General features: G+C 62.9%; 25 protein-coding genes. 13 read left to right on the top strand and 12 right to left on the bottom strand.

What is annotated here, in order from left to right:
• Positions 1-71: 71 nt before the first annotated feature.
• From AC0ZT5_RS22655 to AC0ZT5_RS22665, 3 genes are all read right to left on the bottom strand, one after another.
• On the bottom strand, positions 72-746 hold the full coding sequence (locus AC0ZT5_RS22655) for an RNA polymerase sigma factor (protein ID WP_488498250.1): 675 nt from the start codon (positions 744-746) through the stop codon (positions 72-74).
• 100 nt (positions 747-846) lie between these two features.
• Positions 847-1,932: an HPP family protein gene (locus AC0ZT5_RS22660; protein WP_488498251.1), complete on the bottom strand. Its 1,086-nt coding sequence runs from the start codon at positions 1,930-1,932 to the stop codon at positions 847-849.
• 170 nt (positions 1,933-2,102) lie between these two features.
• On the bottom strand, positions 2,103-3,272 hold the full coding sequence (locus AC0ZT5_RS22665) for a cystathionine beta-lyase (RefSeq protein WP_488498252.1): 1,170 nt from the start codon (positions 3,270-3,272) through the stop codon (positions 2,103-2,105).
• 329 nt (positions 3,273-3,601) lie between these two features.
• Here AC0ZT5_RS22665 and AC0ZT5_RS22670 point away from each other — a divergent pair, with 329 nt between their 5' ends.
• From AC0ZT5_RS22670 to AC0ZT5_RS22700, 7 genes are all read left to right on the top strand, one after another.
• Positions 3,602-4,237 (top strand): DUF1326 domain-containing protein, encoded by a 636-nt coding sequence (locus AC0ZT5_RS22670; protein WP_477287123.1) that lies wholly within the window; start codon positions 3,602-3,604, stop codon positions 4,235-4,237.
• Positions 4,238-4,246: 9 nt separating this feature from the next.
• On the top strand, positions 4,247-5,152 hold the full coding sequence (locus AC0ZT5_RS22675) for a DUF2182 domain-containing protein (RefSeq protein WP_488498253.1): 906 nt from the start codon (positions 4,247-4,249) through the stop codon (positions 5,150-5,152).
• Between the two features lie 428 nt (positions 5,153-5,580).
• The gene (locus AC0ZT5_RS22680; protein WP_095086162.1) at positions 5,581-6,609 is read left to right on the top strand and encodes an amino acid ABC transporter substrate-binding protein; all 1,029 of its coding nucleotides are present in this window, start codon (positions 5,581-5,583) and stop codon (positions 6,607-6,609) included.
• A 62-nt stretch (positions 6,610-6,671) separates the two neighbouring features.
• Positions 6,672-7,859 carry an amino acid ABC transporter permease gene (locus tag AC0ZT5_RS22685; RefSeq protein ID WP_488498254.1) on the top strand — a complete coding sequence of 396 codons (1,188 nt, stop codon included), beginning with the start codon at positions 6,672-6,674 and terminating at the stop codon, positions 7,857-7,859.
• 4 nt (positions 7,860-7,863) lie between these two features.
• On the top strand, positions 7,864-9,021 hold the full coding sequence (locus AC0ZT5_RS22690) for an amino acid ABC transporter permease (RefSeq protein WP_477287117.1): 1,158 nt from the start codon (positions 7,864-7,866) through the stop codon (positions 9,019-9,021).
• A 78-nt stretch (positions 9,022-9,099) separates the two neighbouring features.
• The gene (locus AC0ZT5_RS22695) at positions 9,100-9,849 is read left to right on the top strand and encodes an amino acid ABC transporter ATP-binding protein (RefSeq protein ID WP_184872215.1); all 750 of its coding nucleotides are present in this window, start codon (positions 9,100-9,102) and stop codon (positions 9,847-9,849) included.
• Positions 9,850-9,964: 115 nt separating this feature from the next.
• On the top strand, positions 9,965-10,633 hold the full coding sequence (locus tag AC0ZT5_RS22700; protein WP_488498255.1) for a TIGR02117 family protein: 669 nt from the start codon (positions 9,965-9,967) through the stop codon (positions 10,631-10,633).
• Between the two features lie 38 nt (positions 10,634-10,671).
• On the opposite strand, the gene AC0ZT5_RS22705 is transcribed toward AC0ZT5_RS22700, so the two are convergent.
• On the bottom strand, positions 10,672-11,910 hold the full coding sequence (locus AC0ZT5_RS22705; protein ID WP_488498256.1) for an FAD-dependent monooxygenase: 1,239 nt from the start codon (positions 11,908-11,910) through the stop codon (positions 10,672-10,674).
• A 19-nt stretch (positions 11,911-11,929) separates the two neighbouring features.
• Entirely contained in the window at positions 11,930-12,175 is a 246-nt protein-coding gene (locus AC0ZT5_RS22710) for a zinc-finger domain-containing protein (protein WP_488498257.1), read from the bottom strand.
• A gap of 236 nt (positions 12,176-12,411) precedes the next feature.
• On the opposite strand from AC0ZT5_RS22710, the gene AC0ZT5_RS22715 reads away from it, so the two are divergent.
• Positions 12,412-14,613 (top strand): RNA degradosome polyphosphate kinase, encoded by a 2,202-nt coding sequence (locus AC0ZT5_RS22715; protein WP_488498258.1) that lies wholly within the window; start codon positions 12,412-12,414, stop codon positions 14,611-14,613.
• Entirely contained in the window at positions 14,613-16,148 is a 1,536-nt protein-coding gene (gene ppx / locus AC0ZT5_RS22720) for an exopolyphosphatase (protein WP_184871073.1), read from the top strand. Before AC0ZT5_RS22715 ends, ppx begins: the two co-directional genes overlap by 1 nt.
• Positions 16,149-16,169: 21 nt before the next feature.
• Here ppx and AC0ZT5_RS22725 read toward each other — a convergent pair whose 3' ends face one another.
• The 5 genes from AC0ZT5_RS22725 to betI form a co-directional block, all read right to left on the bottom strand.
• A complete protein-coding gene (locus AC0ZT5_RS22725) occupies positions 16,170-16,574 on the bottom strand; it encodes a DoxX family protein (RefSeq protein ID WP_488498259.1) in 405 nt (134 codons plus the stop codon).
• A gap of 176 nt (positions 16,575-16,750) precedes the next feature.
• The gene (locus AC0ZT5_RS22730; RefSeq protein WP_488498260.1) at positions 16,751-17,170 is read right to left on the bottom strand and encodes a DoxX family protein; all 420 of its coding nucleotides are present in this window, start codon (positions 17,168-17,170) and stop codon (positions 16,751-16,753) included.
• A gap of 180 nt (positions 17,171-17,350) precedes the next feature.
• The gene (fumC, locus tag AC0ZT5_RS22735) at positions 17,351-18,748 is read right to left on the bottom strand and encodes a class II fumarate hydratase (RefSeq protein ID WP_488498261.1); all 1,398 of its coding nucleotides are present in this window, start codon (positions 18,746-18,748) and stop codon (positions 17,351-17,353) included.
• 126 nt (positions 18,749-18,874) lie between these two features.
• Entirely contained in the window at positions 18,875-19,633 is a 759-nt protein-coding gene (locus AC0ZT5_RS22740; RefSeq protein ID WP_488498262.1) for an SDR family NAD(P)-dependent oxidoreductase, read from the bottom strand.
• A 67-nt stretch (positions 19,634-19,700) separates the two neighbouring features.
• Positions 19,701-20,360 (bottom strand): choline-binding transcriptional repressor BetI, encoded by a 660-nt coding sequence (betI, locus tag AC0ZT5_RS22745; protein ID WP_488498263.1) that lies wholly within the window; start codon positions 20,358-20,360, stop codon positions 19,701-19,703.
• Positions 20,361-20,442: 82 nt separating this feature from the next.
• On the opposite strand from betI, the gene choX reads away from it, so the two are divergent.
• Complete coding sequence (gene choX, locus AC0ZT5_RS22750; protein WP_488498264.1) at positions 20,443-21,381, top strand: choline ABC transporter substrate-binding protein; 939 nt, start codon at positions 20,443-20,445, stop codon at positions 21,379-21,381.
• A complete protein-coding gene (locus tag AC0ZT5_RS22755; RefSeq protein ID WP_488498265.1) occupies positions 21,378-22,217 on the top strand; it encodes an alpha/beta fold hydrolase in 840 nt (279 codons plus the stop codon). The genes choX and AC0ZT5_RS22755 overlap by 4 nt, the downstream gene beginning before the upstream one ends.
• Before the next feature lie 63 nt (positions 22,218-22,280).
• Here the strand turns inward: AC0ZT5_RS22755 and AC0ZT5_RS22760 are convergent, their stop codons facing one another.
• Positions 22,281-23,069, bottom strand: a complete 789-nt coding sequence (locus AC0ZT5_RS22760) for an NIPSNAP family protein (protein ID WP_488498266.1) — start codon at positions 23,067-23,069, stop codon at positions 22,281-22,283.
• Positions 23,070-23,218: 149 nt separating this feature from the next.
• Between AC0ZT5_RS22760 and AC0ZT5_RS22765 the strand changes: the two genes are divergently transcribed.
• Positions 23,219-23,779, top strand: coding sequence for a TetR/AcrR family transcriptional regulator (locus tag AC0ZT5_RS22765; protein WP_488498267.1), 561 nt, complete (start codon positions 23,219-23,221; stop codon positions 23,777-23,779).
• A gap of 94 nt (positions 23,780-23,873) precedes the next feature.
• Complete coding sequence (locus tag AC0ZT5_RS22770; RefSeq protein WP_488498268.1) at positions 23,874-25,007, top strand: metallophosphoesterase; 1,134 nt, start codon at positions 23,874-23,876, stop codon at positions 25,005-25,007.
• A 54-nt stretch (positions 25,008-25,061) separates the two neighbouring features.
• Here AC0ZT5_RS22770 and AC0ZT5_RS22775 read toward each other — a convergent pair whose 3' ends face one another.
• On the bottom strand, positions 25,062-25,250 hold the full coding sequence (locus AC0ZT5_RS22775) for a CsbD family protein (RefSeq protein WP_488498269.1): 189 nt from the start codon (positions 25,248-25,250) through the stop codon (positions 25,062-25,064).
• Positions 25,251-25,284 lie beyond the last annotated feature (34 nt).

Below are 25,284 nucleotides of genomic sequence, written 5' to 3' on the forward strand. Positions count from 1 at the left end.
CGGACTGTGTTTCTTGGTTGACGGTCATTGGATGCCGGGCCGCGGCAAACGTTCCCACGAATCGGCGAAAGTCAGCTTTCCAGGCCGAGCCGCCGCATCACGGCGTTGGTCAGCCTTTCGCAACGTCGGCCGGCGAAGGGGAACGCATCGAGCAGCACGGGCCCGATCTGGTCGTCCAGCGCCTTGCGCACCAGGGTGCGGGCGCGGTGCAGCCTCGTCTTAACGGTTTGTGGCCGCACACCGAGAAGATCGGCGGTCTCTTCGATGCTCAGCCCCTCGATCACCCGCGCCACGAACACCGTCCGGTAGACATCGGGAAGGCTGTCGGTGGCCTGTTCGACCAGCTGGAGGATTTGCCGTTGCGCCATCGTCCGTTCCGGATCGTCGCTGGAGTTGAGCGGGAACCGGATGATCTCGGCTTGCGGATTTTCCGGCATTGCCACCGTTCTGCGCCTTTTGCGCAGGCGGCCGAGCGCCTCGTTGATGACGATACGCGACAGCCATGTGGCGAGCGAGGAATCGCCACGAAACGCATCGAGATGGGCGAAGGCCCTGACATAGGCCTCCTGCACGATGTCCTCGGCCTCGCTGTCGTTGCGCACCACGCCACGGGCGATGCGGTAGAGCCGCTGGTTGTGCATCTTGATGATGGTGCGGAAAGCGTCGCCCTCGCGCGCCAAGGCGCGGCGCACGAGTTGCATGTCGTCCGAAGCGACAGCAGGCATGGCCGTCAAGACAGCAGGCATGGCCAGTTCCTCAACCCAATCCCGGACAGCGACCCGATTGAGAGATTGGATGGCATTGCCGGCAAAAGGTTCCCGGCCATTTTTGCCGGGTCCGGCGCGGCTACCGTACCGCTTCCGGCGAGGACTTGTCAGCAGCCTGCAGACGCGCCGTGGCCGCCAGCAGATCGGTCTGTGTGATCAGCCCGAGAATGCGCTTGTCGTCATCGACGACGATGACCGCATGGCTGCGGCCGTCGGTGAGTACGGGCAGCAGACCCATGGCGGCGAAATCGGCGGCGGCTGTCGCTGCCGGCGATATCACGGATCCGACCATGCCCGAGGCCAACGCCAGTTCCCGCAATCCCACGGTGCCCGCCAGCCTTGCCTCTGCGTTGACGACCGGCAAGGTACGGATGTTGTGGTCAAGCAGCAATTGGCGCGCTACCTCGGTGGACGTGTGTTCGTCGACCGAGATCACATCGCGCGACATGATATCCTCACACAACAGGCCCTTGTGCGCGCGCACCATCGCCTGCAGTTCGACTTGACGCAGCAGCCGGTCGAGATCGTTGCGATCGATATCGAACGTCTCGTCGAGCGCGCCAAGCGCGGCATCGATGTCCTCGGGCTGGAAGCCGACACGCAACTGCGCCGGCGGATCGACGGTGCCATGGCTGTTCGTCGGAGGAATCGGCACGTGCGGGTAATTGCGCCGGGCCAGCTTGTGGAAGCCGTAGCCCAGCGCCACTAGCAGAACCGAGTTCAATGCCACCGGCACGAACGGAAACAGGAAGCCGGCGCTGATGACGGCCGGCCCTCCCAACACCGCGGTCAGGGCGGCCGCCCCGCCCGGCGGATGCAGGCAGCGCGTGAACGACATGGCGGCGATGGCCAGTGCCACTGCGATGCCGGTGGCAAGGGCGGTTTCGTGGATGAAATGCGCTACGATCACGCCGATCAGGGCCGATATCGTGTTGCCGCCGATGATCGACCATGGCTGCGCCAACGGGCTGGCCGGCACCGCGAACAGAAGCACGGCCGAGGCTCCCATCGGCGCCACCAGCAGCGGCACGTGCGGGCCGTTGCCGAGCACCAGGCCGCCGATCGCGCCGGTCAGTGCAATGCCGATCGTCGCCCCGATGCAGGCGATGATACGCTCGCGCAGCGTCGCGCCGGCAAGAATCGGAACAAAAAGGCGAAAGGCCATGGGAGTCGGAAAAACTCTGCCGGTGTTCCAGAGGAAAGTTGAAACTTAATGATCGCACCGCAATGACGCGGCATTGTCGAAGTTGAAAGCCAAATTGATCCGCGAAAGCGCGGTTTTGAGAAATAGAATTCCGTGATCTGCTGAATCGGTTTGGCTGGTGGCCTGAACGCTCAGGCAGAAGCCGCGGCGGTCAGGCCGCGTAGAATGTCGGCCTTCAGGTCTTCGACATCCTCGAGGCCGATCTGCAGGCGGATCAACGGGCCTTCATACGGGCCCTTTGCGACAACCCGGTCAGCGAGCCAGACCGGCACCGCAAGGCTCTCATAGCCGCCCCAGGAATAGCCGAGGCCGAAGATCTGCAGCGCGTCGAGGAAGGCGTGCTGCTGCTTCTGGCCGCCGCCGGCAAGCACGATGGAAAAGATGCCGCTCGAGCCGGAGAAATCACGCTTCCACAAGCCGTGGTCCGGATGGCTGGGAAGGGCAGGGTGGAGCACGCGCGCGACGCCCTTCTGGCCCTCGAGCCAGGAGGCGATGGCGAGCGCGCTGCGCTGATGGTGCTCGAGGCGCACGCCCATGGTGCGCAGGCCGCGCAGCACCTGGTAGACATCGTCGGGTCCGGCGCAGCAGCCAAGCGTGCAGAAGCTTTCGTAAAGATGCTTCCAGCAGCCTGCGTTGGCCGAGACCGTCCCAAGCAGCACGTCGGAATGGCCTGCCGGATATTTCGTCGCCGCGTGGATCGAGATGTCGACGCCGTGGTCGAGCGGGCGGAAATACAGCGGCGTCGCCCAGGTATTGTCCATCATGACGATGGCGCCTGCGGCGTGCGCCGCATTGACGATGGCCGGGATGTCTTGCAGCTCGAACGTGTTGGACGCCGGCGATTCCGTGAACACCACCTTGGTGTTGGGCTTAATCAACGCCGCGATGCCGGCGCCGACATGGGGGGCGTAGTATTCGACCTCGACGCCCAGCCGCTTCAGCATCGTGTCGGCGAAGTTGCGCGTCGGGTGATAGACGGAATCGACGATCAGCAGGTGGTCGCCCGCCGATACGAACGCGAGCAGCGGCACGGTCACCGCCGCAAGGCCCGAAGGCACCACGATCGTGCCGGCGGACCCTTCCAGTGCATCTATGGCGTGGGCAAGGGCATCGGTCGTCGGCGTGCCGCGCGTGCCGTAAGTGTATTTCTGGCTGCGTGCCGCCATCGACGCCGCGTCGGGATAAAGCACGGTCGAGGCATGCACCACCGGTGGATTGACGAAGCCGAAATAGTCATGCGGATTGTTGCCCGAATGGGCAAGCCGCGTGTTGATACCCAGTCCGTCGCCGTCTTTCGCCATTCTTCTTCGCCTTGTTCGACAAGGCGCTAGCCATAGTGCCGCGGCTTTGGCCGTGCAACCGGCCTGCACCCGCCAGGGAACCGACTTCGGATGTACCAAGTCGAGTCCTGATGAAGGGGCGCACAGTCTTGCCCAGTCCGAACGCATTGCGCCCCTGGCCGATCGTCTATTGAAGACGGCCGGGAAAGATATATGATTGATTTTTTGATATTTTCCCCGGATTGCCTCGATCAGACGCTGCCGGATGATCCTTCCCGGTTGACCTCCTGATCCCTGCGATCCGGGCATCTCGCTTGCAGAGCAATGAATGCAGCCAGGGGAGGTATGGCATGACCGACGTCAAGTGGATGATCAAGGCGCGCGAGTTCGTCAACTGCAACTGCGCCTATGGCTGCCCGTGCCAATTCAACGCCTTGCCGACGGGTGGATCCTGCCGGGCGGTGGTCGGCGTGGAAATCGAAAACGGCTATCATGGCGACACCAAGCTCGATGGCTTGCGCTTTGCCGGTGTCTTCCGCTGGCCTGGCGCAATTCACCAAGGCAGGGGCGAGGCGGCAGTGGTCATTGACGAGCGGGCGACCGAGGCGCAGCGCGGAGCGCTGCTTCGCATTCTCAGCGGCGAAGACACCGAACCCGGCGCGACCATATTCCAGGTCTTTTCGACGACGCTTGAGACGGTCCACGATCCGATCTTCGCGGCAATAGACTTCGAAGTCGACATCGACGCCCGAGCGGCTCGCCTGCACGTGCCAGGCGTAACCTCGGGCCACGGCGAGCCGATCAAGAATCCCGTCACCGGTGCGGAGCATCGGGCGCGCATCGACCTCACCCATGGTTTCGAATATTCGCTTGCCGAGGTCGGGCGTGGCTGGACCAAGGCAACCGGCCCGATCAAGTTCGAACTGGCGGACTCGCACAGCCATTTCGCCAATTTGCACCTCTCGCAAAGCGGCATCGTGCATTGAGCTGATCCAATGAGCGACACGGCTCTCGAGGCGGTGCTGCGGCGCGACCGCACAGTCGTGACGGCCGCGCTCGTCGTCATTGCCGTGCTCGCATGGGCCTATGTGCTGTGGCTCGCCGCCGACATGACCATACAGGATGCTGCCACGCCGAGCGCCGCAAGTGGCGACATGGCTGGCATGGACATGTCAGGTGCCGATACGGGCGGTATGGACATGCCGGGCATGGAGATGCCGGGTATGGACAGGGGTAGCATGGACATGGGCGCCACGATGGCGCCCGGTTTCCGCGCATGGGCGTCAGCCGACTTCGCTTTCATCTTCGCCATGTGGGCCGTCATGATGGTTGGCATGATGACGCCCTCGGTCGCGCCAATGGTGCTGCTCTATGCCGGGGTCGGTCGCAAGGCGCGGGCGGGTGGGCGGCCCATCGCATCGACTGCATGGTTTTTCGCCGGCTATCTGCTCGTCTGGGTTGGCTTCAGCGTGGCCGCGACCGGCGCGCAATGGCTGCTGGCCAGTCAGGCTTTGCTGAGCCCGATGATGGCAACCAACAGTACGGTTCTCGGCGGCCTCGTCCTGATCGCGGCCGGCCTCTATCAATGGACGCCGATGAAGGGCGTCTGCCTGCAGCAATGCCAGGCGCCGATCGCATTTCTGGCCAGTCACGGCGGGTTCCGTTCCGATCCGCTCGGTGCGCTTCGATTCGGGATCGTTCATGGCGCCTATTGCCTCGGCTGTTGCTGGGCGCTGATGGCGCTCCTGTTCGTCGGCGGCGTCATGAACGTGCTGTGGATCGCCGGCATCGCCATCCTCGTTCTCTTGGAAAAGACCGTTGCGACCGGGCAGCTGATCCCGCGCATCTCCGGCACGCTGATGGCGGCAGTCGGCGCCTGGCTGCTCGTCCAAGCGTCCTGAGCTTGCGCTCCTCCCGGTTCCGGGCGGCATGGCCATGCGACCCGGTTGCCCGCCATGTGACAGTCTTTGTATACGCGAATTCATCCCGGGATGTTCAGGAGCGCGCAGTAAATCCGTGGGATGGATTTCGCTGGCATAGTCCAGATCCGCGGCCGACCGGACTTTGCCGATTTTGTTTGCGCGGCTTGCTAATTTCATGACGCACTTGGCTGCAATTCAGGCATTTGCGGCCGTTGGTTTTCAAACTCTTTCGAATTCGGTCATTTCCCTTGACCTCACAGGAATTATCGCCTTCGATGCCATTCGTGAATGGGAGGCGGCGCGTCGGTTACGATGCGGGGTTCCGGGTATGGGCCGGAATGGGAGCTGCGTTCACACGGGAAAAGATCAGGGTTTGCCTGAAAAACAGAGAAAAGGGTCTGTGGGTCATGAAACATATTGCTATCAGCATTCTTGGCGCCGCCACGCTTGGGTTGATGGCGTCCGCCGCCTCGGCAACGACGCTCGACACCGTCAAGGCGAAAGGCTTCATCCAGTGCGGTGTCTCGACCGGTCTGGCTGGCTTCTCGGCGCCGGACGACAAGGGTGACTGGCAAGGCATCGACGCGGATTTCTGCCGCGCTGTCGCGGCCGCCGTCTTTGGTGACGGCACCAAGGTCAAGTTCACACCGCTCAGCGCCAAGGAGCGGTTCACCGCGCTGCAGTCCGGCGAGGTCGACATCCTCTCGCGCAACACCACTTGGACCATCAATCGCGACACGGCGCTTGGCCTGAACTTCGTCGGCACCACCTACTATGACGGCCAGGGCTTCATGATCAACGCCAAGAAGCTGCCCGGCGTCAATTCCGCGCTGCAGCTTTCCGGCGCCGCCGTCTGCGTGCAGAGCGGCACGACCACTGAGCTCAATCTCGCCGACTACTTCAAAGCCAACAAGATGGAGTACAACCCGGTCGTCTTCGAGAAGCTGGAAGAGGTCAACGCCGCCTATGATGCCGGCCGTTGCGACGTCTACACCACCGATCAGTCGGGTCTGTACGGCATTCGCCTGACGCTGGGCGCGCCGGCCGACCATGTCGTGCTGCCCGAGATCATCTCGAAAGAGCCGCTCGGACCGGCCGTGCGCCAAGGCGACGACCAGTGGTACCACATCGTCAAGTGGACCTATTTCGCGCTGCTCGACGCCGAGGAGCTCGGCATCACCAAGGCCAATGTCGACGAAATGAAGAACTCCGCCAGCCCGGAGATCAAGCGCGTGCTCGGCCAGGAGGCCGATACCAAGATCGGCACCGATCTCGGCGTCTCCAATGACTGGGTCGTCAACATCGTCAAGGCCACCGGCAACTACGGCGAGATGTTCGACCGCAATGTCGGCTCGGGGAGCCCGCTCAAGATCGCCCGCGGCATCAATGCGCTATGGACCAAGGGCGGCCTGCAATACGCTCCGCCGATCCGCTGATCGAAATGTGATCCGGAAGGCAGATCGTCTGCCTTCCGGTTTCTCTTTCAGGGGACGGTCGAATGGCATCGCAGGAAATTCTTCGCGAGGAGCCAAGTCGCGCTTCTCTCATAAATGATCCAAAAGTCCGCAGCATTTTCTATCAATGCCTGGTCGTCGCCTTGCTGGTGTCCGGTGTCTGGTGGATCGTTCACAACACGATCGTGAACCTGACGAACCTGCACATTGCATCCGGCTTCGCTTTTTTGAGAGGCCGCGCCGGCTTCGACATCTCCGACACGGCGATCGCCTATACGTCGGACTCCACCTATGGCCGGGCCATCATCGTCGGCTTGATCAACACATTGATCGTCGCGTTTGTCGGCATCATCACCGCCACCATCATCGGTTTCATTGTCGGCATTGGTCGGCTGTCGAAAAACTGGCTGATCCAGAAGATCTGCACCGTCTATGTCGAGGTGTTCCGCAACATTCCGCCGTTGCTGGTCATCTTCTTCTGGTATTCCGGCGTGCTGGCCGTGCTGCCGGCGCCGCGCGATAGCATCAACCTGCCGTTCGGATCCTTCCTCAACCAGCGCGGCTTCTATTTTCCGCGCGCCGTGTGGGGCGACGGCTCCTGGCTGATCCCGTTGGGGCTGGTTGTCGGCATCGGCATGGCGTGGTTCGTCGCCCGCAAGGCGCACCAGCGGCAGATGGCGACCGGCCAGCAATTCCCAGTGTTCTGGACGTCGCTGGCGCTGATTATCGGGCTTCCGCTGCTCGCTTATGTGCTGAGCGGCTTCCCAGTAACCTTTGATTTTCCGAAGCAATCGACTTTCAACCTGACTGGCGGCTTCGTCGTCAAGCCGGAATTCCTGTCACTCTATCTGGCGCTGTCGTTCTATACCGCCGCCTTCATCGCCGAGATCGTGCGCGCCGGCATTCGCGGTGTTGCCAAGGGCCAGAGCGAGGCCTCGTCAGCGCTTGGCCTTCGTGCCGGCCAGGCGTTGCGGCTGGTGGTTGTGCCGCAGGCCATGCGCATCGTCATTCCGCCCCTGGCCAGCCAATATCTCAACCTGACCAAGAACTCCTCACTCGCCATCGCCATCGGCTATCCCGACCTGACGGCAACGACCGGCACGGTGCTCAACCAGACCGGCCAGGCGGTCGAATGCGTGGTCATCATGATGGTGATCTATCTGGCCATCAGCCTTCTGACCTCGCTATTCATGAACTGGTTCAACGCCAAAATGTCGCTGGTGGAGAGGTAAGGACATGCAAGAACATGATATGTCCTGGGTTCGCACCGAAATGGCACTGGCGCAGCCGGCGCCGGCCGGCGTCACAGGCTTCAGCGCCTGGGTGCGCAAGAACCTGATTGCGTCGACGGGCGACACCATTTTGACCATCATCGGTTTCGCGCTGGTGGTGATGATCCTGCCGCAGATCATCAACTGGGCCTTCATCAACGCCGTGTGGACGGGACCTAACCGGACCGTATGCGCCACGGTGGCGCAGGGCGGTATCCAGCCGGATGGCTGGTCCGGCGCCTGCTGGGCCTTCGTCAACGCCAAGTTCGGCCAGATCATGTTCGGTACCTATCCGGTCGAGGAGCGCTGGCGGCCGATCCTGGTTGGCATATTGCTGGTCGTGCTCATGGTGCCGATGTTGATGCCGAGCGTGCCGCGCAAGGGTCTCAACGCCCTGCTGCTGATCGTCGGTCTCCCCTTTGTGTCGTTCTTCCTGCTGGTCGGTGGCGCGTTCGGTCTGGAACATGTCGAAACGGCGCGCTGGGGCGGCTTGCTGGTGACGCTTTCGCTGTCTTTCGTGGCCATCGTCGTGTCGTTGCCGCTTGGCATCATGCTGGCGCTTGGCCGTCGCTCCAGGATGCCGATCGTCAAGATGCTGTGCGTCATCTTCATCGAGGCCGTGCGCGGCATTCCGCTGATCACCGTTCTGTTCATGGCCAGCGTCATGCTGCCGCTGTTCCTGCCGCCGGGCGTCACCTTCGACAAGTACCTGCGCGCGCTGATTGGCGTGTCGCTGTTTGCCGCCGCCTATATGGCTGAAGTGGTGCGCGGCGGCCTGCAGGCGATCCCCAAGGGCCAGTATGAAGGTGCCGATTCGCTTGGCCTCGGCTATTGGCAGAAGATGTATTTCATCGTCATGCCGCAGGCACTGAAGCTGGTCATCCCAGGCATCGTCAACACCTTCATCGGCATGTTCAAGGACACCAGCCTGGTCACGATCATTTCGATGTTCGACCTGCTCGGCATCGTCAAGCAGAACTTCTCCGACGCCAACTGGGCGACGGCGCAGACCGCCAAGTCGGGTCTGATCTTCGCCGCCTTTGTCTTCTGGCTGTTCTGCTTCGGCATGTCGCGCTATTCAATGTACACGGAACGCCGACTCGACACCGGCCACAAACGCTAAACAAAAGAACAAGGGGACCCTGTCATGGCCACCGAAAATGCTGTCAGCGCGGAAGAGATCAAGGTCAACGCCGCCAAGATGCACATCTCCGACACCGATGTCGCCATCGACATCGTTGCCATGCACAAATGGTATGGTGAGTTCCATGTGCTGAAGGACATCAACCTGAGAGTTATGCGCGGCGAGCGCATCGTCATCTGCGGGCCGTCGGGCTCCGGCAAGTCGACGATGATCCGCTGCATCAACCGTCTGGAAGAGCACCAGAAGGGCAAGATCATCGTCGACGGCAAGGAACTGACCAACGATCTGAAGAAGATCGACGAGGTGCGCCGCGAGGTCGGGATGGTGTTCCAGCACTTCAACCTGTTCCCGCATCTGACCATCCTGGAGAACTGCACGCTGGCGCCGATCTGGGTGCGCAAGACGCCCAAGAAGCAGGCCGAGGAAATCGCCATGCATTTCCTCAAGCGCGTGAAGATCCCGGAACAGGCCAACAAATATCCCGGCCAGCTGTCCGGTGGCCAGCAGCAGCGCGTGGCGATCGCCCGCTCGCTGTGCATGAACCCGCGCATCATGCTGTTCGACGAGCCGACCTCGGCGCTCGACCCGGAGATGATCAAGGAAGTGCTGGAGACGATGGTCGGCCTTGCCGAGGAAGGCATGACCATGCTGTGCGTCACCCACGAGATGGGCTTTGCCCGCAAGGTCGCCAACCGGGTGATCTTCATGGACCAGGGCCAGATCGTCGAGCAGAACACGCCGGCCGAGTTCTTCGACCATCCGCGCCATGAGCGCACAAAACTGTTCCTGTCGCAGATCCTGCACTAGGTCTTCGATAACCAGGAAGAGCCCGGCTGAAACAGTGCCGGGCTTTTTTGCGTATGGATGAGCAGGAGGCGGGCGGTTCTTGTCGCGCCGGGGTGCGTTTGCAAGGCCGCCATTCATGAAAAAGCTGGGACGTTTTCTAGGCCTGCCGTTGATCGTCGTTGCGTTCGCTGTGACGCTGGGCACTCTCGTGCCGCGGCCGCTGTGGCCGCCAGCTGCCGCCAATCCCGCCACCACGCGCCATATCCTGGTGCTGAACAACCCGATCCACACCGACATCGCCATCCCGGTCGACGACAGGGTGCGCCAGCGGTTCCATTTCCTGGTCGACGCCGGCATCCCAGCCGATGGTCCGGAAGTTCGCTACATCGTCTTCGGCTGGGGTGGTCGCGCCTTCTATCTGGAGACGCCGACATGGTCCGAACTCAAGGCGGTTCCGGTGATGAAGGCACTGACCCTCGACGCGTCGGTCATGCATGTCGATGTCGCCGGCGTCATCGTCGAACCGCATCCGGATGTTGCAGGCTTCGACATCGGCGAGGATCGTTTTGCGGCGCTGCTCGATTTCATCGATGCGAGTTTCCAGCGGGGGCCGCAAGGCCCGCTTCTTGTTCCGGGCGCGGCCTATTCCAGCTTCGACCGCTTCTATGAAGCCAACGGCCATTTCAACGCGCTGGTCGGCTGCAACACCTGGACGGCGGCAGCCTTGCGCACCGCCGGCTTGCGAACCGGCTGGTGGAACCCGCTGCCGGCTTCGCTCGGTCTGTCGCTGCGGCTTTACAACTAACTCCGTCCTACGGGCTGGTATCCGGGCATGCCCAGATTTCAGCGCCGGATGATTTTCTGTGGCTGCCAGCCATAAAGCCAGTCCAGATCGGCGGCGAGCTTTTCGGACGAGCGCATTTTCAGGAACAGATTGCGCGCGATGGAGACTGGACCCGCGGCATGCCAGGCGAGGCGGTTGAGAGCGCCGCGACGGGCGACCCTGGCGACGCGCGGCCGTCGCAGGTTCTCCCAGATTTGAAGACCTCGTGCCGGATCGCCGGGCAAGTCGGCAACGACATCCGCAAGCATCGCCGCATCCTCGATCGCCATGGCGGCCCCTTGCGCCGCGAACGGCGTCATCGCATGCGCCGCATCGCCGATCAGCGCCATGCTGTCGCTTGTCCAGGGCTGTTTGCTGTCGACCGTATGGATCGGCCACGCCATCCATGGGCCGGCTTCCTCGATCAGACGGGCAAGTGCTGCTGCAGTTCCGCGCATGGCACCGGTCAAGATCCTGGTGTCGGCGTTCCCGGACCAGCCCTCAGCCATGCGTTCGCCTTTGGTGAAGGCGACAAGATTGAAGGCAGCACCTTTGCTGACGGGATAGGCGACCATGTGGAAGCCGGGATGCAGGAAGGTGGTGACGCAATTGGTGGCGCCTATCGCGGCAAAGGCTTGTCCGGCAGCGCTGTCGGAGGGAATGGTTGCACGCCAGGCCAGTTCGCCCGAAAAGTGACTTCTCGGCGAGGCCGCGCCCTTGGCTGTATCGACAAGCCCGCGCACCGACGACCAGACGCCATCAGCGCCGACCAGCAGCAAGCCCTCGGCCTCGACGGTCTCGCCGGCCATCTCGGCAGCCACGGTGACGCCATGGCTGCCTTTGGCAACGCCGCTGACATGTGCGCCGGGAGAAAGAACAATGCTCGGCATCTCGGCAACGCGCGCAGTCAATGTACTCTGCAGGTCAGCCCTGTGCGCAACGAGATAGGGTGCATGCCAGCGGGCTTCGGCGGCTTGTCCGAGCGGCACACGGGCCAGTTCGCGCAACGTCGCGGCGTCCTTCAGCACCACGGCATCGGGCCGCACCGCTGCCGGCAGCAGCCGGTCGAGCACGCCGAGCTGGCGAAGGATGCGTGTCGCGTTGGGAGAAAGCTGGATGCCGGCGCCAGCCGCTTCCAGGCGCTGCGCCTGTTCGAACACCTGCACGCGGTAGCCGCGTTCGGCGAACGCCAGCGCCGAGGTCAGCCCGGCGACGCCCGCCCCGGCGATGACGATTTGCCGGGACCGCGTGTTGTCCATCGGGCTTGCCGCGAAGGAATCAGGCGGCCTGGTCGATGTAGATACAGCCGGCAGGCACCGTTTCCGTCGCCTTCAGCTTCGACGAATAGCGGTAGAGCGTCGAGCAATAGGGGCAGACTTTTTCATTGTCGTCGCCCATGTCGAGAAACACATGCGGGTGGTCGAAAGGCGGGCTGGCGCCCGTGCACATGAATTCCTTGACGCCGATGTCGATCGCCGGGTGGCCCGCATCGTTCTGGAAATGGGGAATGGAACCGCCTGCCATCGTCGTCTCCTTAACGCAGTCTCTTCTGCATCTGGATCATAACCGGCCTCTTTGCAAGTTCGATGAAATCAAACTGTCGCAAAAGCCTGTCAGAGGATAAGTTAAGCCGGTTAAGGCAATGACCCCGAAAACGGAATCGGTTTACGGAGAGGGTCAGGCCTCGCTTCAGGGCACCTGCGGCGCATCCGGGAAGGTTGCGTCGCTCGGCGGCGGAGCGTGAGGGAAGAGCAGGAAAAATGAACGAACTGAAGCCGGTGCAGAGCGAATTCGTGAATGTCGAGGTGGCTCGCCCGGAGGGCGGCAACCCGGATCGCTTCGTCAACCGGGAGTTTTCCTGGCTGCAGTTCAACCGGCGCGTTCTCGAGGAGTCGCTGAACCTCAATCATCCGTTGCTGGAGCGCGTCCGTTTCTTGTCGATCTCGGCCGCCAACCTCGACGAGTTCTTCATGGTCCGCGTCGCCGGTCTTGCCGGCCAGGTGCGCGAGGGCATCACGCTGAAGAGCCCTGACGGCCGCACCCCCGAACAACAGCTCGAACAACTGCTGCGGGAGGTCGAACGGCTGCAGGAAGACCAGCAGAAGAGTCTTTCGGCACTCATCGTGCTGCTCAACAAGGAAGGCATCGAGAGCATCACCCGTGACGCACTGACCAAGGACGAAAAAATCTGGCTGGAAGACCATTTCCAGGAGCAGGTGTTTCCGGTGCTGACCCCGCTGTCGATCGACCCGGCGCATCCGTTCCCGTTCATCCCTAATCTCGGTTTCTCGATGGCGCTGCAATTGCGCCACCGCAAGAACGGCGAAGAGATGAGCGCGCTTCTGCGCCTGCCGGTGGCGCTGAAGCGCTTCATCCGTCTGCCGGACCGCAAGCACCATGTCCGCTTCATCCCTCTGGAAGAGGCGGTCGGCCTTTACATCGGCAAGCTGTTCCCGGGTTATGAGGTCAAGGGCTCCGGCACGTTCCGCATCATCCGCGACAGTGATATCGAGGTCGAGGAGGAATCCGAGGATCTGGTGCGCTTGTTCGAGACGGCGCTGAAGCGCCGCCGCCGCGGGTCGGTGATCCGCATCGAATTTGACGTCCTGATGCCGGCGGAACTGCGCGAATTCGTTGCCGGCGAGCTAGGCGTATCGTCGAGCCGCATCAGCGTTCTGACCGGTCCGCTGGCGCTCAGCCAGATTTCCGAGATCGTCGCGGTCCCGCGCGACGACCTCAAGTTCACGCCCTACAATCCGCGCTTTCCCGAGCGCATCCGCGAGCACGGCGGCGACTGCTTCGCCGCCATCCGCGAGAAGGACATCGTCGTCCATCACCCCTACGAATCCTTCGATGTGGTGGTGCAGTTCCTGCGCCAGGCGATGGCCGATCCGGAAGTGGTGGCGATCAAGCAGACGCTTTACCGCACTTCCAACGACAGCCCGATCGTGCGCGCGCTGGTTGATGCCGCCGAGGCCGGCAAGTCGGTGACCGCGCTGGTCGAGCTCAAGGCGCGTTTCGACGAGGAAGCCAACATCCGCTGGGCGCGCGACCTGGAGCGCGCCGGTGTGCAGGTCGTGTTCGGCTTCCTCGAGCTGAAAACCCATGCGAAAATGTCGCTGGTGGTGCGGCGCGAGGACGGCAAGCTGCGCAACTATGTGCATCTCGGCACCGGCAACTACCATCCGGTCACCGCGCGCATCTACACCGATCTGTCTTTCTTCACCACCGACCCGACGATTGCCCGCGATGTCGCCCAGCTCTTCAATTTCATCACCGGCTATGCCGAGCCGACGGATGAAATGCGGTTGGCAATCTCGCCGTTCACGCTGAGAAGCCGCATCTTGAAGCATATTGCCGACGAGGTTGCTCATGCGGTGGACGGGAGACCGGCGCGCATCTGGATGAAGATGAACGCGCTTGTCGATCCGATCATCATCGACGCGCTCTATGACGCCAGCCGTGCCGGCGTCGAGATCGACCTCGTTGTGCGCGGCATCTGCTGCCTGCGGCCGCAGGTGCCGGGCCTGTCGGAAAATATCAGGGTCAAGTCGATCGTCGGCCGCTTTCTGGAACACAGCCGCATCTATTGCTTCGGCAATGGCCATGGGCTGCCATCGGACGAGGCGATCGTCTACATCTCGTCGGCCGACCTCATGCCGCGCAATCTCGACCGCCGCGTCGAGACCATGGTGCCGATCACCAATGCAACTGTGCATGAACAGATCCTGGGCCAGATCATGCTGGGCAACATCATGGACAATCAGCAAAGTTTCGACGTATTGGCTGATGGAACCTCCCGGCGCGTCGTGCTGGAGGAGGGCGAGGAACCGTTCAACGCGCAGGAATATTTCATGACCAATCCGAGCCTGTCGGGACGGGGTGACGCGCTGAAGTCGCATGCGCCCAAGCGCATCGCGCAGTTCAAGCGCCGCAAGAAGAACGCCGCAGCGTCCACCTGATGCTGTCTGATTCCCAGGGCCGGTTGCAGGACCGCCGACCGCTATCCATCATCGACATCGGGTCGAATTCGATCCGTCTCGTCGTCTATGAGGGGCTGGCGCGCTCGCCGACCATGCTGTTCAACGAAAAGATGCTGGCCGGCCTCGGCCGCGGCATCGTTTCCACCGGCAAGCTCGACCCCGAGGCGGTAACGCGCTCGATGGAAGAGTTCCGCCGCTTTCGCGCGCTCTCCGACCAGGCCGGCGCCGAGCACATGTATGTTCTGGCCACCGCCGCGGCCCGCGAGGCGATCAACGGTCCCGATTTCATCCATCGCGCCGAGGACGTGCTCAAGACCGAGATACGTGTGATCAGTGGCCGCCAGGAAGCCTATTATTCGGCGCTCGGCGTCATTTCGGGCTTCCACCCGGCCAATGGCATCGCCGGCGATCTGGGCGGCGGCAGTCTGGAACTGGTCGACGTCAACGGCGAGGCGATCGGCGACGGCATAACGCTGCCGCTGGGCGGCCTGCGCCTGCAGGACATGGCGAAGAACTCGCTGACCCAGGCGGCCAAGATCACGCGTGACGAACTGTCGAGAGCCAAGCTGTTGAAAGGCGGGCAGGGCAGGCCTTTCTACGCGGTCGGCGGCACCTGGCGAAATCTCGCCCGGCTGCACATGGAAATGACCAATTACCCACTTGGCGTCATGCACCATTACGAGATCAGCGCCGAAAGTGCGACGAACTTCCTCAAGCAGGTGGCCAAGGCCGAGATCGAGAAGGTCAAGGGCATCGAAGGCGTTTCGAAGAACCGCCGTTCTCTGCTGCCTTATGGCGCCATCGTGCTGCAGGAGATCATGGCGGCGATGCAGCCGTCGAAGATCATCGTCTCGGCGCTCGGCGTGCGCGAGGGCTTTCTCTATTCGCTGCTCGACCAGGCCGAGCAGAAGGCCGATCCATTGATTTCGGCGTCGGAGGAACTCGCCCGGCTGCGCTCACGCTCCGTCACCCATGCGCATGAACTTGTCGACTGGACCGCCAGGACCTTTGCCGCCTTCGGCATCGACGAAACCGAGGACGAGGCGCGCTATCGCCACGCTGCCGCATTGCTGGCCGACATCGGCTGGCGCGCGCATCCCGAATATCGCGGCAAGCAGTCGCTCAACATCATCGCGCATGCGTCCTTCTTCGGCGTCGACCATCCCGGCCGTGCCTTCCTGGCACTGGCCAACGCCTATCGTCACGACGGCATCTTCAACGAAGCGATCGCACCCGAAATCAAGGCGCTGGCTTCGCCGCGTTACCTGGAGCGGGCACGCGTGCTGGCGGCGATGATGCGCGTCGTCTACCTGCTCACGGCATCGATGCCCGGCATCATGCCCCGGCTGAAATGGGAACAGCGCGGCAACGGCGTGCTGGCGCTGGTCCTGCCTGCATCGCTGGCCGACCTCTATGGCGAACGGCCGGCCGGCCGCCTGGCTCAACTGGCAAGGATAACCAACCGCCGGCTGGTGCTGGCCGTCGAGGGCGGCCCGAGCGTTTCGGTGAAATAGAGCGTATCGGTCAAGTAGGCCTTACGCCGGACCGCGCCCGTCGGCCGACCAGGCACCCGCGCCGGCCATCGCCAGCGCCAGGGAGCCGCCCGATATGGCGATGTCCTTCATCAGCATCTGCGAATGCAGGAAGGCGAGCATTGCGTCGTCGCCGCCCTGGCCGTAGTGGCCGATGAAACCAGCGACGATGCAGAAGGCGGCGAGCAGCAGCGCGGTGATCAGGGTCTGGAAACCGACCAGGATGAGCAGCCCGGCGATCAGTTCGAACAGACCGGTGCCCCAGGCTGCAAGTGTCGGCAGCGGCAGGCCGAGGCTGGCGAAATAGCCCGTCGTGCCGGCGATGTCGGAAAGCGCTTGGAAGCCGGAGGGTACGAACAGGGCGGCTAGCAGCAATCGGGAAAGCAGAAGCAGTGCGTTTCGTGGCATGCTTACCTCCGTTGTCGGTCGAGCCGGCTGGTCCTGTTGCGTATCCGACGGTCGATCTTACCAGCAATGCGCGCGCAAATCCGGCTGGCAAATGCGGACATGGACTTGTGCACCGATAACGAAAAAGCGGCGCGGAAAAGTCCGCGCCGCTTTTGCTTTCGAATTCTGGCTGTGGATCAGCCGCGCTTGGCGTCGATCGAATAGGCGCCGGCGCCCGAGGTGGCCAGCACGATGAAGCCGCCGGCAATCCCCAGATTCTTGAGGAAGTTGATCATCTGCATCTGATCGGCCCAACCGGTGTGGGCGACCAGCGCGGTGGCGACGGTGAAGATAGCGAGCACCCAGGCGGCAATCCGGGTCTGGAAGCCGACAAGGATGGCGGCGCCGCCGAGAAGCTCGATCAGGCCGACGATGATGGCCGTCGCGGTCGGCACGGGCAGGCCGAGGCTGCCGAAATAGGCGGCTGTGCCGGCAATCGTAGTGAGCTTGCCGAAACCTGAAAGCAGGAAGATGACGGCAAGCAAGATGCGGCCGAGGAGGATGGTGGCTGAGGCATTGGAAGCGCCGGAACCGGCGACTGAAGTGTTGATGGACATGGTGGCTCTCTCTGGGAAGGGTTCAATACAGCTCAAATAGAGCAAGCCGACTGTTCACCAAAGCCGCCAGACTGGCGACACATTGTTCACAGAACTTACGTTTCCGTGATCGGGCGACTTACGCAAAATTCGCGTCGAGTGAGGCCGCGACGCGAGTAATTTTTCCCGTCGCCAAATCTCTTACCCCGGATGCGTCATGTCCTCCGGCCGCACCAGCCGGTCGTAGTCGGCTTCGCTGACCAGCCCGGTGGCCAGCGCTTCCTCGCGCAAGGTGGTGCCCTTCTTGTGCGCGGTCTTGGCGATCTTGGCGGCATTGTCATAGCCGATGGTCGGCGCCAGCGCCGTCACCAGCATCAGCGAACGGTCGAGTGCCGCCTTGATGTTGTCTTCTCGCGCCTCGATGCCGACGACGCAATTGTCGGTGAAGGAGACCGAAGCGTCGGTGAGCAACTGCACCGACTGCAGGAAATTGTAGGCCATCAGCGGGTTGTAGACGTTGAGCTCGAAATGGCCCTGGCTGCCGGCGAAGGTGAGGGATGCATTGTTGCCGAACACCTGCACGCAGACCTGCGTCATTGCCTCGCACTGGGTCGGATTGACCTTGCCCGGCATGATTGACGAGCCCGGCTCGTTTTCCGGCAGTGACAGTTCGCCAAGGCCCGAACGCGGGCCGGAGCCGAGGAAGCGGATGTCGTTGGCGATCTTGAACAGCGCGGCGGCGCAGGCATTGATGGCGCCGTGCGAGAACACCAGGGAATCGTGGGCTGCCAGCGCCTCGAACTTGTTCGGCGCGGTGACGAAGGCGATGCCGGTGATGGCGGCGATGCGGTCCGCTACCCTTTCGGCGAAGCCGACCGGCGCGTTGAGGCCAGTGCCGACGGCGGTGCCGCCCTGCGCCAGTTCCTGCAGGCCGGGCAGCGTCAGCTCGATGCGCTTGATCGACGAGGCGACCTGTGCGGCATAGCCCGAGAATTCCTGGCCGAGGGTGAGGGGGGTGGCATCCTGCGTGTGCGTGCGGCCGATCTTGATGATGTGGGCGAATGCCCGGCTCTTGGCGTCGAGCGCCTTGTGCAGGTGCTTCAGCGCCGGCAGCAGGTCATGCACGATGCGCTCGGCGCAAGCGATGTGCATGGCGGTCGGATAGGTGTCGTTCGACGACTGGCTCATGTTGACGTGGTCGTTGGGATGCACGGGCTTCTTCGAGCCCATGACGCCGCCCAGCATCTCGATCGCCCGGTTGGAGATCACTTCGTTGGCGTTCATGTTGGACTGCGTGCCCGAACCGGTCTGCCAGACGACCAGCGGGAAATGATCGTTGAGCTTGCCGTCGATCACCTCTTGCGCCGCCTCGACGATGACCTTGCCGATCGCCGGGTCGAGCCGCTTCAGTTCCATGTTGGCTTCGGCCGCCGCCCGCTTGACGACGCCGAGCGCGCGCACGATCGATGCAGGCTGCTTTTCCCAGCCGATCTTGAAATTGCCAAGCGAACGCTGTGCCTGCGCGCCCCAATAGCGATCGGCGGCGACTTCGATGGGGCCGAACGTGTCGGTTTCGGTTCTGGTCTTTGCAGCAGTCACGGGTCTCTCCTTGTCGAAGTCGGCAACGGCGTATCGCGTTGCACAAATGGCTTCAAGCGGAGATTGCGGGCGGGACGGATGCAAATCGGTTGAAGCCTTCACCCCTCGACGGGAGAGCGGGGGCACTCACCCAGCCGTGTAGCCGCCGTCGATCGCAAAGATGCCGCCGCTGGTCCAGGAGGCCTCGTCGCTTGCCAGATACAGCGCGATTCCGGCCAGATCGTCGGGGCGGCCGATGCGGCCGAGCGGATAGCTCCGCTCGACATAGGCCGTCAGCTCCACCTTTGCCTCGGCCGGCAGGGTGTCGACCGTCCTGCGCCGCATGGCGGTGTCGACACTGCCGGGCGCGATGGCATTGACGCGGATGCCGCGCGGGCCGAGTTCGAAGGCCAGCGATTTGGTCAGCGAGTTCACCGCGCCCTTCGACAGGGAATAGAGGCTCGACGGCCGCTTCGGGATCATCTTGTTGGCGAAGTAGGACGAGATGTTGATCACCGACGCGCCGGCTGCCAGATGCGGCAGCAGAGCCTGGGTCAGGAAGAACACCGCCGTCACATTGAGCGCGAAGGATTGCTGGAACTGCTCCTCGCTGACGGTCTCGAACGGCACCAGGAAAGCCACCCCGGCATTGTTGACGAGGATATCGAGCGGCCGACCGGAGTTTTTCACGTGCCCGGCCACGGCTTCGATGCCGGCGCTGGTGGCAAGATCGGCCGACAGTGTCTCGACATTGCCGCCGAGCTGCCTGGCGGCAGCGTCGAGCTTTTTGGTGTCGCGGCCTACGATCAGGACGTCCGCACCTTCGCGGGAAAAGGCCTCGGCGATCGCAAGGCCGATGCCGTCCGATCCGCCGGTAACCAGCGCGCGCTTGTCGTGAAGTCTCATTCTACGCTCCGAGGCAGCTTGGCCATCGAGAGCACCGCATATAAGCGGCTGCGGTCAAGCCATCGACCTATCCGAGCGTATGAACTTCGACCGCCGGCTCTCGCACGGGCGCCCGAATGGCAAGCCGTCCTGCCACAAAATTCTTGACCTGGCGGACCGCCTGTTCGCGCGAGACGCTGCCCGGCTGCAGGCCGAGCCGCAGCCAAAGCCCGTCGATCAGCGCGGTGACGCCAAGCGCGATGTCGTCGGCATCCGCCGGCGAGGCAAGGCCGCGCAGGCCGGACAACAGGTTCGAGCGCATGCGCGCGTGGATCACTCTCTGGATACGCGCCATCTTCTCGTCGCGCGGCACCTCGGCGCAGAGCGAAAGCCAGGCATGGCAGAGAGGAGGCTGAAAAAGATGCGGTTCGAAATTACCCTCGATCACGGCATCCATGCGCTCCATCGGGGTGATCGCCCGGCGCAGGCGCGCGATCACCGCCTGGCACAGGACGGCGTTGGCTTCGCGCATCGCGTGCTCGAACAATTCCTGCTTGTTGCGGAAATAGTGCAGCACGATTCCCTTCGAGGCGCCGGCCTGGGCCGCCACCTTTTCCAGCGTCGCGCCGGCAATGCCCTCGCGCTCCAGCACCGCGAACGCCGCCTGCCGCAGTTCCTTGCGGCGTATCTCGCTGAGACGCTTGAGTTTCAAGGGATCGATCCATGCATTGCGATTCCACATTGACATTTTCGTCCGTCCAGATCAACAATTGACCAATGGGACAATAAAAAGACCAGATGGTCAATTTTTGAAAATGAGGAGAACCGAAATGTTCCGCATCCTTGCGAATGGCGTCTGTCTCGCTGCCCTGGCGTTGGCCTGTCATGCGGCTGAAGCGGCCGAGGCCGAACAGTGCAGGGCGGTCCGTATGGCCGAACCCGGCTGGAACGATCTGGCCTTCACCACCGGCGTTGCCAATGTTCTGCTGGGTGCACTCGGTTACCAGCCACAGAGCTCGGTGCTAGGCATCAACGTCATCTATGAAGGCATGAAGAACAACGATCTCGACCTGTTCCTCGGCTATTGGAATCCGGCCATGGTCACCTACTACGAGCCCTACAAGAAGGATGGCTCGGTCGAAGACGTGCGCGTCAATCTGGAAGGCGCCAAATACACCTTCGCCGTGCCGACCTACGTCTGGGACGCCGGCGTCAAGGATTTTGCCGACCTGCACGAGTTCGCCGACAAGTTCGGCAAGAAAATGTACGGCATCGAGCCCGGCTCGAACCAACTGATGATGGACGCCATTGCCGATCCCTCGCTTGGCCTAGACGGCTGGCAGGTCGTCGAGTCGAGCGAAGCCGGCATGCTGTCGGAGGTCGGCTATGAGATCAAGGAAAAGCAGTTCATCGTCTTTCAGGGCTGGGCGCCGCATCCGATGAACACGATGTACGATTTCAAATATCTCACCGGCGGCGACAAATTTTATGGCCCCAACCTCGGTGCTGCGACGGTGACCACGCAAGCGCGCAAGGGCTATCTGCAACAGTGCCCGAATGCCGGGCAATTGTTGAAAAACCTCACCTTTGACATCGATTTTGAAAATGTCGGCATGGGTTACCTGATCAATGACGGCATGAAGCCGGAAGAGGCGGGGCTGAAGGCGATCAAGCTGAACAAGGATCGTCTGGACACCTGGCTTGCCGGCGTCACCACATTCGACGGCAAGCCCGGCCTTGCGGCGGTCAAGGAAAAGCTTGGCCTGTGAGACCGGCAGCATTTGATGCCTTGCCGAATGCTTGGGCGGAACAGGACGGCTGGGCTGGCCGCAAGCAATTCGTCAATAGCGGCGATCTCGACATCGCCTATGTCGAGGTCGCCGGCGCCGAGCCGGCGCTGCTGTTGGTGCACGGCTTCACCGACACCAGCCGCAGCTTTTCGCTCCTGACGCCGCATCTGGCCGGCCGTCGGCTGATCATGCCGGATCTGCGCGGCCACGGCGGCTCGCAAACTGGCGAAGGTTGCCGCATCGCCGATTTCGCAAGTGACATTGCCGGACTGATCGCCCACTTGCGGCTTGACCGGCCGGTGCTCGTCGGCCATTCGTTGGGCGCCATGGTGGCTATCGCGTTGGCTGCGCGGCATAACGAGCTCATCGGCGGGCTGGTGCTATTGGCCGGTACATTGAAGCTCGATCTGGCGCAGAACCATCCATTGGTCATGGGCGTTCAGGCTCTGCGCGACCCGATATCGCCGGCCGACCCGTTCTATGCCTGGTGGCATGCCTGCCGGCCTGGCGTGCCCCGGGCCTTTCTCGCTGGCCTGGCGAAGGACGCCTCGGAGATGCCGGCATCACGCTGGCAAGCGACCCTGAAGGAAATTCTCCGCGCCGATCTGAGCGGGGCTGCGCGAGCCGTGCAGGCTCGAACGCTGATCATCGCCGGCGCGCACGACCCGCTGTTCGGCGACGCGCATCAGCAGGCGCTGTTGGATACCCTTGCTGGGGCAAGCCTCGTGCACGCCGAGGAGTGTGGCCACAATCCTCATTGGGAGGATCCGGCCTTTGTTGCCAACGCCATCGGTAAGAGTTTCGGGTTCGATTAGCGCCCGAACAACGCGCGTGCCGGTGGCACGTCCTGCCGGGCTTCGGCACCGTCTCCATCCTGATCAAGCGAACTTTTGTCCAAGTCGTGAACGCGAGGTCGGGGACAGACGCAATGTCTCGGTTGGTCTGGTCAGATCCTGCCGGGCAGCTTGCCAAAACGCCTTCCAAGCATGCGAACCAGCAAATTTGGCCTCATGGCCGGCGTGTGTTTGCGGGTTGTCAAATCCCATGACGCTGATGAAGACGTTTTCGCTGGCCCGTACCGGCAGGCGCGGAAAGCTGTTTTCGGCATGCTCGGTGATGAACGCGGCGAGCAGGCGCGCGCCGGGCGCGGTCATCAGCGGCACCATTTCGGTCTCGAAGCGATTGGCGAAAATGGCCTCGGCGCCGGGCCGCAAATGATGAATCTGGATCACAACAATGGCCGACAGGGGCTTGTTCCGGTTTGTTTTTTTGTCAGCGGTCAAGCCTGCCCGTGGTGTGCCCGAGAGGTCGAAACCGGCGCCTGGCCATGCCGGCTTGAGCAGCAACACATCGTCGGAATCGATCATTGTCGCATTGGCCGCATTGCTGTGCGCCGCCCAGACCGGCCCGCCATAAAAGGCGGTCAGTGCATGCCTGCGCGCGTCCATGCCGTCGAAGCCGCGCATCCAGACGAACATGTCCGGACGATCGAGATCCCGGTACTGGACGATGATGGTCATCCCGACGTCCTCCTGGCCCTCGATCAGTCTGCCGTCGAAGATGTCGATGAGCGTGTCACGCTTGCCGGGCTTCAGCGTGTATTGCCGCAGCTCGACCAGCGAGGCGAGCACCGCGGGTTTCGGCGTGGCATTCAGGGGCAGGTTCATCCGTCAGTCTCCAAAAACAGGGCGGTTGTCCTGTTCATAAACAGACCGGTTGTCCTGTTTTGTCAACATGCTATTGTTCGGCAATGTTAGCAGAGATCACAACGCGACCGAGGCTTCGGTCGCGAAAACGCGTCAACGACCCCGAAGGCATGCGTAGCAAGGTGCTCGATGTCGCGGAGGCGGCGTTTCAGGCGCGCGGCTATCATGCCTCCAGCCTCGGCGACCTGATGGTGGCGGCAGGTGTCAGCGGCGGCGCGCTGCATCACCATTTCCCGACCAAGAAGGCGCTGGCACTGGCGGTGATCGACGAGCGTGTGGCCGCAGCGGTCGAAGTGACATGGATCGCGCCGGTGCGGGCGGCGGCTTCGGCACGCGAGGGCGTGCGCGCGGTGTTCGAGGCCGTGGCGGCGGAACTGGAACAACAGGGTTTCGTGCGCGGCTGCCCGCTCAACAATCTGGCGCATGAACTGTCGCTCGCCGATCCCGATTTCCGGACGGCACTTGCCCGCATCTTTTCGGCATGGCGCCAGGCGATCGCCGACAAGGTCAGGGCCGACCAGCAGGCGGGCAGGGAGCAAGGCACCGACCCGAAGCGCTTTGCAGCACTTGCCGTAGCCACATATTCCGGCGCCATGTCGATGGCCAAGACGGCGCAGGATGCGGGTGCGCTGCGCGACTGCCTGCCGGCGCGGGGGGAGGCCTGGAAGTAATCCGAAACGTGGTCGAGCTGTCCTTTCACGCTGCTGTCGCGATGTCGCGCGTTGAACTGGACGGCCGGCCGCTCTCCATGCTGAAGTTCACCTCATGATGAATCGCCGCTCGCCTGGTTTGTTTTCTCGACGCAGCTTTCTGGCCCGGGCCGCGGGATTTGCCGCGGCCGGCGCGTTGTCGTGCCCGGCACGCAGCCAGACCGGGCAGCGGGTCCAGCCGATCGACGCCACCTTCCTGTTCATCGCAGATGTCCATGCCTGTCGCATGGCGAGCGGCTTGAGCCCCAACTGCCAAAAGGAAGGCAAGACCGACGCCGCGCTGCTGCGCAACATCGCCGCGCTGAACGGCCTCGGCGACAAGGATTGGCCGGCCGAGATCAACGGCGTCGCCACCGGCCTGCGTTCCGCCGGCAGCCGTATCGGCACGCCGCTTGGCCTTGTCGTCGGCGGCGACATCACCGACGATGGCGGCGGCCAGCTCACACAGCCGAGCGAGGGCACCCAACTGCTCCAGTTCAGCCAGCGCTACCAGCAAGGTGTCGGTTCCGATCGGGTACACGTGCCGGTCTATGTCGGGCTCGGCAACCACGATCTCGACCAGAACGGCCCGCCGCACCATGTCGACTGGTACCGGCGCGAAATGCGTGACTATGTCGAGGTTAATCACCGCGCCGGCGTGTTCTTCAAGCCGCCGGTGCCGGCCACCGACTACGACGTCGACACCGATTGCTATTCCTGGGACTGGGGCGGCCTGCATCTCGTCCAGACGCATCGCTTCGCCGGCGACACCGGGCACGGCGCCGACAGCAGCCTGCCATGGCTGAAGCAGGATCTGGCGACCTACGCGGCGGATGGCCGCCCGGTCATCCTGTTCCAGCACTATGGCTGGGACACCTTCTCGATAGAACGGTGGGATGCCGCCAAAAGGACGTATGACGATGACGGTGCCGGCGCGCCGCACTGGTGGAGCGAGGCCGACCGGCAGGCCCTGCTGGCGGCGCTGAAGGGCTACAATGTCGTCGCCATCTTCCACGGCCACAAGCACGACACACCGCTGATCTACCGCGGCGGCGGGCTCGACCTCATCAAGCCGAAGGCTGCCTATATGGGTGGCTTCGCGCTGGCCAGGGTGACCAGCGACGCCATGGACGTGGTGCTGGGCGAGGCGACCGGTGATCATGGCGAGGTCGCCTTCACCAACGCCTTCAGCAAGGACTGGGGTACATGAAAAAGGCGGCCCTGGCGGCCGCCTTTCCCGGGCAATAGCGATACCCGATGGGGATCAGAGCGCCTTCTTGACCTTGTCCTTCACGTCGCCATAGGCCTTCTGCACCTTGCCGGCGATCTTGTCGGCCGTGCCTTCGGCCTGGGTCTGCCTGTTGCCGGTCGCCTTGCCGGCAGCTTCCTTGATCGAGCCCTTGACCTGCTTGGCCACGCCCGCGACCTGATCCTTGTTCACCATTTTCCGCATCTCCTGGGAGTTTGAATTCGGGGAATTCGTCCGC

Source organism: Mesorhizobium sp. CNPSo 4670, assembly GCF_057784235.1.